Raw genomic sequence first — 8,512 nt, 5'->3', positions numbered from 1 at the left:
CTGCTCGAGCCTATCGGCAACATCCCGCCTGCCGAAGCCGAACACCAATATTATGCTGCCGCAGACAACATCGATATGGCGGCGTGACTCACAACCCAAGGCCTCCGGCAGACCCGGGGCGGTTCATTGCCGACGGCCTCCCGCTGCGCAAGAAACCTGGATACGAGCGGGCGTGTCCTCGGCAGCGATCGCGGTATCGATCATGCCCGCAATCCCGCGACCAGCGTTGCGAATGGTCGTCACCGGATTTGTCGTCAGTGCCGCATGAACCCCCGTCACCGTTTCCTTCCCGACGTCGTAAAGCCCTTCACCGACGCCACCGACGAATTCAGCAACCGGGTTCGGCGGGCTACCTGCACGCGATCCAGAGTCGCTTTGGGGGTGAGTACCGGATGGCCCGGGTTCCGCTCTACGCTGGCCATCGCCTACCCGCGTTCCGACCCGCAATGCTTCCGACTTTGAGTGTCTGGCGGCGCGCGACTTGCTGCGATCACCCATGCTTGGTTCGCCGGTCGGATCGGCGCCGCTCGAGCCATAATGGCTTCCCGCGCCTGCGAATGTGAACCGACCGTCTTCAGGATCGTGCCATGGATTGAATTTGAGTTCGACACCCTCGGGACCTAGCGCTGTCGGCAGCCTACCGGTTCGCAACCAGTGCGAGACCCCTGACTTGTGTTCGCCATCCGCTGTCTGAACCATGCTGCTTCCCCCACCCGCTCGTGCAGCAAGAACATCTGATCAACAAAATCGAACATTGCAATCAGCAATACTTCGTTAGGGCAAAATCATAAAACAAGCGCCCGCAGAAAACTCACCCCATCAGAAATTTATCGGTTACCAAGACTTCGCGAGAGCGGCTGGACCCAATAGCGGGGGGCAACCCGGTCTATCGATGTTTTGCCAAATGAACCGAATTGCTGCCTGCATTGCTGACATGCTGTCGAGATCCCAGTCGGGAAAATCGTCAATGAGCGCACGCCAGCGTGAAGCATGGATAAGCGTCCTCACAGAGGGGCGTGGGCCCAGCTCAGGAAAGCAAGGACGAAGGGCTTGAGATTGAAATATGGATTGGGGCGGTGACGCGCCGGGGTATTACCAGAGCCGTTTCGCCGCAGAAAGTGCCGCGCCTTGGTCGCTCTATGAGAAAGCGCATGGACCCCCCAACCGCGGGGGGACCCTGGTGCCCCACAGGGGACAAAGATGGGCACTCAGATCATTGGATAATTTCGGTCAGTCGTCAGTGATGTAAGCATCGACGCTGAACTGTGCGGCCTTGAGATTCCCACGATTCCAAGTGGCGCCGTTCAACTCTTCGCGTCGCGCAAAGCTTCCAGTGCCGCCAGCTTGACCGGGTCGCCTGCTGCCAGCGCGTCTTCAAGATAGTAGCCATAAGCTATGCCGCGCACCACCTCTTGCGCCTCGCCGCTGTATTGTTCCGCTATGATCGGGAACGCGTTCACGAGCTCACGGAGAAATCCCTTGTCCATCTCTTGAAGCTGACCAGCCAAGACTTCCATCATCTTCACGGCAGTGTCGAGGTTAAGGTCCTCTTCGTCGGTCAGTTCGAGAAAGACGACGTACTGCGCGATAATCTCTGCAACCTGCATAGCGATCATGGCTTCACAACCTTTACGTGGATGTTGGTGATGCTCATCTGCTTGAGCAGTTTCAGAGCCTTGGTTTTGTCGACAGGCGTGCGGACCTCCCACAACCCGATCAGACGATGTTGTGCCAATACCTCCGACTGCCGCAAAATCTGGGCCCGTGAGCGAAGCCTGTTTACGACAGCCCATTTTCGGTCGATCATATAATCGCCCTGAATGCCGTCAAACTTCACCGACCGCTTCGAACCGTCGGCCATCGTCCGCATCAACGTTGGCGCCTGACCGGCGCGCGCGCCGGGCGCGGTATCGTTATAGGATTTCCAGGGCTTTTCTGACTTGGTCGTCTCCTTCACCCAGCCGATTTGCGGCGGGTCAAAGGTAATACGCGGCGTCGCGATAGGGAGTCGGCGCAATGCGGCCTTGGAGAGCGCCGCCCCCGGCGCGACCGCCAGTGCAACGTTCCCAGCAACCTTTCCTGTGGCACGACCGATGTCTCGCGCCGAGGCGTTGGCGACGGCGCTTGCCGCACGGGAGACCTGGATACGGGCCGGGGTATCCTCAGCAGCGATTGCGGTGTCGATCATGGCCGCTATTTCGCGGCCGGCGTTGCTAACGGTAGTCGCCGGATTTGTTGTCAGCGCAGCATGCACTTCGGCTACCGTTCCTTTCCCTACATCATAAAGTCCTTCGCCAACGCCACCAACGAACTCATTGAGAGGGTTCGGCTCGTTATCAGGCCGCCTCCCCTCGATGCGTTTGGGTTGTAGCGCGAGCAACGCATGCTTGACCGGCCTTCGGTCCTCGCCGGTTGGTGCTCCAGCAGGCGGCGTTCCCGCCATCGCTGTTGTCGCAGTCTGCGACTTACCACGTTTCCCTAAGGCCGACACGGAACCAGCGTTGGACGACGTCCGACTGTTCTCCCCGCCAGCCGCATCGACCCCACCCGCGCCGTAACGGCGCCCAGCGCCGGCAAAGGTAAATCGGCCGTCCGCCGGACCGTGCCATGAATTGAATTTGAGTTCGAGACCGTCAGGACTGAGCGCCGATGGCACCTTACCCGTCCGAATCCAACGCGAAAACGCGTTCCGCTTACTACTGCCCGATGTCTGGACCATGCCGTCCCCGCTCATCATTGCGGGGAGAACATTTGAGCAACATTATCCTACACGTCAAGCGGCACGCACTGATGCGCAGCCTGCTCGGCTGCGACACGCAATGTTTAAAGAAGGGTGGTGCCGCTTACAGGACTCGAACCTGTGACCCCCGCATTACGAAGGCTAGTGAGACACCGGAGATAGTCGAACGTTTACAGAGGGTTAAGGGCCCATGACTGCTGCCCCGGCGGCGGCACCCAGCCGCTTCCCAGTTTGGCGTGAGATCGCCGATCGGCCGGTTCCTAGCGAAAGCGCTTTGGCTTGGGAAAAGCCCGAAATTCGACCTGCGCTATACCTGCGAGGGAGTGGCCGACAGGTCGCTTTGACCCGATCGTTATCGCCCTTGGAATGTCGCAGATGGGAAGGAAAGCGGACATTCGCGAGATCGCGTGATCGGGGTCCGCTACAATCAGAAGCGGACCCGTGTCGGACAGATCAGGCAGGAAAATGAATTCCGCACAATTTGTTGCCGTCGGGGTCACGGAAATAGGCCAGCTCGATGGTGCCCATTGAAGCAGTTTCGCGCGGTCCGGGCGGAGCTTCGATCGATGTCCCGCCAGCGGCAACGGCGGCATCGTGAAGCTGCTTCACCTGTTCGGGCGAGTCGCATGAAAATGCGACGGTGCTGCCGTTCGCGACGCTTGCCGATTCGTCGTTGATCGGCTGGCTGACGATGAAGTTCGTTCCTTTGCCGTTATTGTATATCAGACGTGTATGGCCGCTGTCGGCGATGTTCCGCGTCCCTTCCCCTGCACCCAAGGTGCCGAGCACCGTGTCGTAGAAGCGCTTGGACCGTTCAATGTCATTCGATCCGACCATGGTGTGAAAAAGCACAGGCACTCTCCTAAAGACTGATCGACTTCAGATCGCTATCAGCACTCTCACCTAGCCGGCGGGTGATCCGCAGTCACCCCGGCCCGTGGAGTGTCCGCTATTGGGCGTAGTGGCCGTAGATGACCAGGGAGAACGGTTAGCCATCGGACGCGGGACAGGAGGGATATTTGTCGGCGGTTCCGACCAAGTTAGACAGGCTAAGCCATTGAGTTAGCTTTGTTACTCAAGGCCCGGTCGGGCCTCCAGATTGTCTAACCGTTATTATTCAATCGCTTAGCGTTGTCTAACTAGGCCTCTTCGCGCGTTTCGTCGATCATTCGGTTCCGGAATGTCCGAAATGGGAGGAAAGCGGACGGGCGGGTTTCGAGCGACCTGCCCTCGATAGGTGCCGTGCGATCAGGTACTCTCATTCGACGTAAGGTTCGCCGGTTTGCCGATCAAATATCCGAAAAGCCCTCGGACCCGGCTCGCGCCGACAAAGGCGCAGCTCAAGTAACGCTCCTTGGAGCGACAAGCGTAATGCCACCGTTGTCCACGCGCGCGGCAAGCTAATATCGGCAATCTCCACTGCGTATCTTAGTTCCGATAGCTCAGCCATCAACGCGCCTTAAAGTTCAATAACCACGCTACACCGACAAACCCGCTGACGATAGCCGTTCGGCAGAGGGGATATTCGCCGCATGGCCAGCGTCCGGCATGGGAAGGAAAGCGGACGGTCCGCTTCTAGGTGTCGGTGAATTGAACGGGCACGGGTATACGCAAACGATCTCGCGACCTGATCGGTGGAGCCTAACGGCGGCCCGCAAACTTCTCACTTCCACGACGCATTGCCCCATGGGCTCTCACACGGTCAAACAGTAGCTCGAGATCGTCGCGGCCGATGTCGAATGTCTCGTTAAGGTCAGCGAGCGCTGCGTCGAGATCTTCAGGATGAGGGATGCCCTCAACCTGCGAACCGGCGGGCACCTGCAGGCCTGATACAGGGCGATGCGGGTACGAATGGCCAGACAGATGATGAAAGACCACCCCGGCAGCGGTCAGGATTACTGCGTTAATCCCCACTGGCATTAGCGGGAACATCCAGTCGGCTGTTGTGACCGCATGACCGCCCATCACCGCGGTCAGTGCGGCAGCCCCGCCAGGAGGGTGCAGACAGCGCAGTACTGACATCGCCAGGATTGCACCTCCGACTGCCAGGCCACTCGCAAGCCCAGGCGATGACACCATGGATGCTATCCCAACGCCGACAATAGCCGAGATGACGTTGCCACCGATCACTGCCCAGGGTTGCGCGAGCGGACTGGCAGGAACGGTAAAGATGAGTACCGCCGAAGCGCCCATGGGGGCCACGAGCAGCACGGCGGGCCACCCGTCTCCGAATACCATCGCTGTCACAAGTGCGGTGAACGCGATGCTCAGCGCCGCGCCAATACACGCCACAAGTCGACCACCGAACGTGGCACCAGCAAGGATCGGAGCAAATAGAGCCCGCAAGCATATAACCTTTCGTCGACAGGCTTCGCACCGATTTACCCGGCCTCGAACGGCCGCTTATGAGCGCAAGCGGGATGGCCGTATAGGAAAGGATTGCGGACTGGCTGCTTACGGGCGAACATCGAGGTAAGCAGCCGTTCGTTCAGGTGTCGGGGCGGGGGGCGAGCAGCCGCTTTTTGTTGGAAAGCGGACACGAACCTAGGCGAGCGCAGAAGCTAGCCTGATACCGACGTGGACCATCAAAGCACCCATTGCCGCACCCTTCGCAAAGCTGAACGCCAATTTCGGTCGCTTCATTGTTCGCCTCCTGTGCGTCAATCTTACCAACGGGCTGAAGGTCCGCAAGTGGGCGGAAGCGGAATGGCGGGAATGGGAAGGGAAGCGGACCGTCCCCTAACGCGCTAGCGCTTGCCAACCAAACAGTCAGTCGGACACGACCCACGCTATCATTGTGCAGAGCGATGGAACTATCGCCAGACGCGATTGCTGATACGAGCCGGTGATTACCTAGTGGCGATGGAAAGCTATAAGAACGTGACCTTCGGAAGGCGACATATCGCGATCATTGCGCCGCCGACCGCCGGGCATATCAATCCTTTGGTAGCTCTGGGTTCCGCCCTTGCATCGACCGGATCCCAGATCACCGTGGTCCACATGGCTGAGGCGGCATCGCTCGTATCCAGTTCGGCAGTGCGCTTCGCGGCGATCGACCATCCTGCGGACCCGGAAGGTTCGCTGGCGAAACACATGTGCACGCTGGCAAACCCTTCAGGATTTATCGGGCTCCCCAGGATGATCCGCAGCACTGCCAGGATGACCCGTCTGCTTCTCGAGACCTTGCCATCAGCTTTGTCTAGGCTTGGCATCGATGCGGTAATTGCGGACTCCGTTGAGCCGGCTGGTGCGCTGGTGGCTCGGCATCTTCGTCTGCCCTTTATCACCGCAGTTACCGGGTTGCCCCTGCTCAGGGAGGCAACGGTCCCGCCACCGTTTCTTGGGTGGGCGTATCGTCCGGATGCGATCGGTATCAACCGGAACAAGGGCGGCTACGCGGTAAGCGATCTGCTCATGAGACCGATCACCGGCACCGTTTCAACCTACGCCCGTCGCTGGGGTCTTGATCCAGACCCAAAATATCAATGGTCGGAACGTTTGCAGATCGCCCAATGTCCAGCACGCCTCGACTTCCCCCGCGCCGCGCTTCCCGCGAGTTTCCGATATGGCTCACCATGGCGGCTTAGTGAAACGGCAGAAACCCTCCCGGTGGAGGACGATCGGCCGTTGATATTCTGTTCGCTCGGATCCTTGCAAGGTGCGCGGCGAGCGCTGTTTGCAGCGATGACGAGCGCATGCGCCGCAGTTGGTGCTCGCGCGGTGGTAGCGCATGGCGGCGGGCTGAGCGAAATCGAAGCCGCCTCCCTTCCCGGTGATCCCTTGGTCCGGGCGTTCTTGCCGCAGACCCAGATCCTGCACCAATGCTCGGCTGCGATACTGCACGGCGGCTTCAACACCGTGTTGGACGCTTTGGCTGCCGGGATTCCGATCGTGGCCGTGCCGCTGGCGTTTGAACAACCAGCGACGGCCGCACGTCTTGCGCGAATCGGCGCCGCCTGTGTTGTGTCTCCGGCGGACGCAGGCCAGGGCGGCCTCGAACCGGCGTTGCGGCGTCTGTTAACGAACCCGAGCTATCGCCGCGTCGCGCGCCAGTTCGCCACGGGTATAGCCTCCGGCGGAGGCGTAACCGAAGCGGCGTCGCTAGTTAATGCCGCCCTTGACGATCAAGCGGACCTGATGCCGATAAAGCGGAGGTCGACGGACAAGGAGACGGCCTGCGCCGCGTGATGCGATGCGCAACGATGATCGCAGGTGGCGCCAATATCAGCCCCATGATGACGTCGACCCCATAATGGCCGCCGAAAACTGGCGTCGCAAGAATGGTGAGTACCGCCCATGCCGCACCTGGAACCGTCAACCGGGGCATGGCTCGGAATGACCAGATGAAGATCGCAGCGAGCGTTGCATGGAAGCTCGGGAAGCTGACTATTCCCATAAGCATCGTGAGATCGAGAACCTTGCGCGATCCATCGCGAAGGCCAGTGATCAATCCCCGCTCGAGCCATGCCACGGACGGCCAAAGATGCCGGTAGTGAGAAGGATCGAACAGGTTGCCCATTGCGGGCGTCAGCCCCGAGATCAGGATCGTGACGAACCCGGAAAGGATCGCTGCGCACACGGTAGTCCTGAGCACGTCGAACTTCGATACGCTGCTCAGCGCCACAATCACAACGATCATCTGCACGGTGAGACTGTGATAGGCCAATCCTAGCACGAAGATCGCTGCTGGAACCTTGTCGAGCAAAGCCAGCACTTTTGGCCAGTTGAACCCGATCACGCGGTCTGCCGCTGCCAGACGGTCGTCCCACAGAACTCCCGACTTCGCGGCCAGCGCATAGGCCAAAACGACGCCCAATAACGTAAAAAGCGTCATTTGAAGGAAGGCCGTTGCGCCAGCAGCGAGGCGAGGTCGCGTGGTTCGCCTGCCGATGATGATAGCCACGCTAAGTGCGATTAACGCCGAAACGGCAGGTACCGCCCGGACCCAATCAATTAAAAACGTATGTGGATATTCCGCAGCGATGAAGCTCAGCAACATCGCCGCAATCAACACCCATGACGGTATGTCTCGACGGTCAGTGGGCAGTGTCGGCGCAGTCATTGCGGTCGAACGCAGATTGTATGCCTGCAGTGCCATCGACGTTGCGATCCGGTGCCGACGTATCGATAATGTGCATTGCCGAATGACCGGAAACTAACCCGGTATGACGCCTTGTGGCCCCTTCCTTCGTTGCCACGTCAGTTGCCATTCAGCCAGATGAACGAATGGCCGACGTTGAGAAGCGTGTAAAACAGGCTGAATGTCTGGAATTGGGCGACTGCGGACCAAGTGCCCTCTACAGATCGACCCGGCCTCCGCCATTCGCCTAGCTAGAGCGGCAAACGAAGCTGTCCCTCCTCAATATCAATCGGCCGATAGAGATCGCTGTAAACGTGCTCGGCAACTTCCGGTCGTGCCGTCCGCCCTCAATCGTTCATGCGGCACTGTGAGCGCCACGAGGGCTCAACATGGAGCTTGCTCGATCAGGTCCGCGATCCGTTCGGCGGTGATCACGCTCCATCAACCGAACGTCATTGCGTGAGGTGACAGGCCGCGTCTCGCGAACTCAGCCTCAACCGGCGCCAGCAGGCTAGCGGGGCCGTCCTCCATGCACTGAAAGTACACCGTCTGCATCTCTGCAGGCCGCAGTTCCGGCAAGATTTCCGCAATCGGATGATGCGTCTGAGACAGCGGTTCAGTGCCATTGCGCATCGGCTCGCGGTTAGCTCAATGAACCAGCTACATGCGTCGGCAAGGCGATATTAGCTGAC

General features: G+C 59.6%; 6 protein-coding genes. 1 reads left to right on the top strand and 5 read right to left on the bottom strand.

The window, feature by feature from the left end; genetic code table 11:
* Positions 1 to 1,304: 1,304 nt before the first annotated feature.
* The 4 genes from SPHN_RS14220 to SPHN_RS14205 all read right to left on the bottom strand — a co-directional run bounded on the left by SPHN_RS14220 (position 1,305) and on the right by SPHN_RS14205 (position 5,086).
* Positions 1,305 to 1,616, bottom strand: coding sequence for a hypothetical protein (locus SPHN_RS14220; RefSeq protein WP_248524376.1), 312 nt, complete (start codon positions 1,614 to 1,616; stop codon positions 1,305 to 1,307).
* Positions 1,613 to 2,656, bottom strand: coding sequence for a hypothetical protein (locus tag SPHN_RS14215; protein ID WP_248524375.1), 1,044 nt, complete (start codon positions 2,654 to 2,656; stop codon positions 1,613 to 1,615). The genes SPHN_RS14220 and SPHN_RS14215 overlap by 4 nt, the downstream gene beginning before the upstream one ends.
* 537 nt (positions 2,657 to 3,193) lie before the next feature.
* Complete coding sequence (locus SPHN_RS14210) at positions 3,194 to 3,592, bottom strand: VOC family protein (protein ID WP_248524374.1); 399 nt, start codon at positions 3,590 to 3,592, stop codon at positions 3,194 to 3,196.
* A 789-nt stretch (positions 3,593 to 4,381) separates the two neighbouring features.
* Positions 4,382 to 5,086, bottom strand: coding sequence for an HPP family protein (locus SPHN_RS14205; protein ID WP_248524373.1), 705 nt, complete (start codon positions 5,084 to 5,086; stop codon positions 4,382 to 4,384).
* A gap of 516 nt (positions 5,087 to 5,602) precedes the next feature.
* Between SPHN_RS14205 and SPHN_RS14200 the strand changes: the two genes are divergently transcribed.
* Positions 5,603 to 6,928: a glycosyltransferase gene (locus tag SPHN_RS14200; protein ID WP_248524372.1), complete on the top strand. Its 1,326-nt coding sequence runs from the start codon at positions 5,603 to 5,605 to the stop codon at positions 6,926 to 6,928.
* Here the strand turns inward: SPHN_RS14200 and SPHN_RS14195 are convergent.
* Positions 6,846 to 7,838, bottom strand: a complete 993-nt coding sequence (locus SPHN_RS14195; protein WP_248524371.1) for a phosphatase PAP2 family protein — start codon at positions 7,836 to 7,838, stop codon at positions 6,846 to 6,848. The two genes, SPHN_RS14200 and SPHN_RS14195, sit on opposite strands and share 83 nt — an antisense overlap.
* Positions 7,839 to 8,512 lie beyond the last annotated feature (674 nt).

Origin of the sequence: Sphingomonas faeni (assembly GCF_023195535.1) — a bacterium.
GTDB lineage: Bacteria > Pseudomonadota > Alphaproteobacteria > Sphingomonadales > Sphingomonadaceae > Sphingomonas > Sphingomonas faeni_B.
The sequence above is the reverse complement of the archived record's forward strand: the minus strand, read 5'-3'. Positions and strand labels throughout refer to the sequence as shown.

Coding starts and splice junctions, on each gene's coding strand:
- SPHN_RS14220 (WP_248524376.1), bottom strand. CDS start 1,616: ATGATCGCTATGCAGGTTGCAGAGATTATCGCGCAGTACGTCGTCTTT.
- SPHN_RS14200 (WP_248524372.1), top strand. CDS start 5,603: ATGGAAAGCTATAAGAACGTGACCTTCGGAAGGCGACATATCGCGATC.
- SPHN_RS14195 (WP_248524371.1), bottom strand. CDS start 7,838: ATGGCACTGCAGGCATACAATCTGCGTTCGACCGCAATGACTGCGCCG.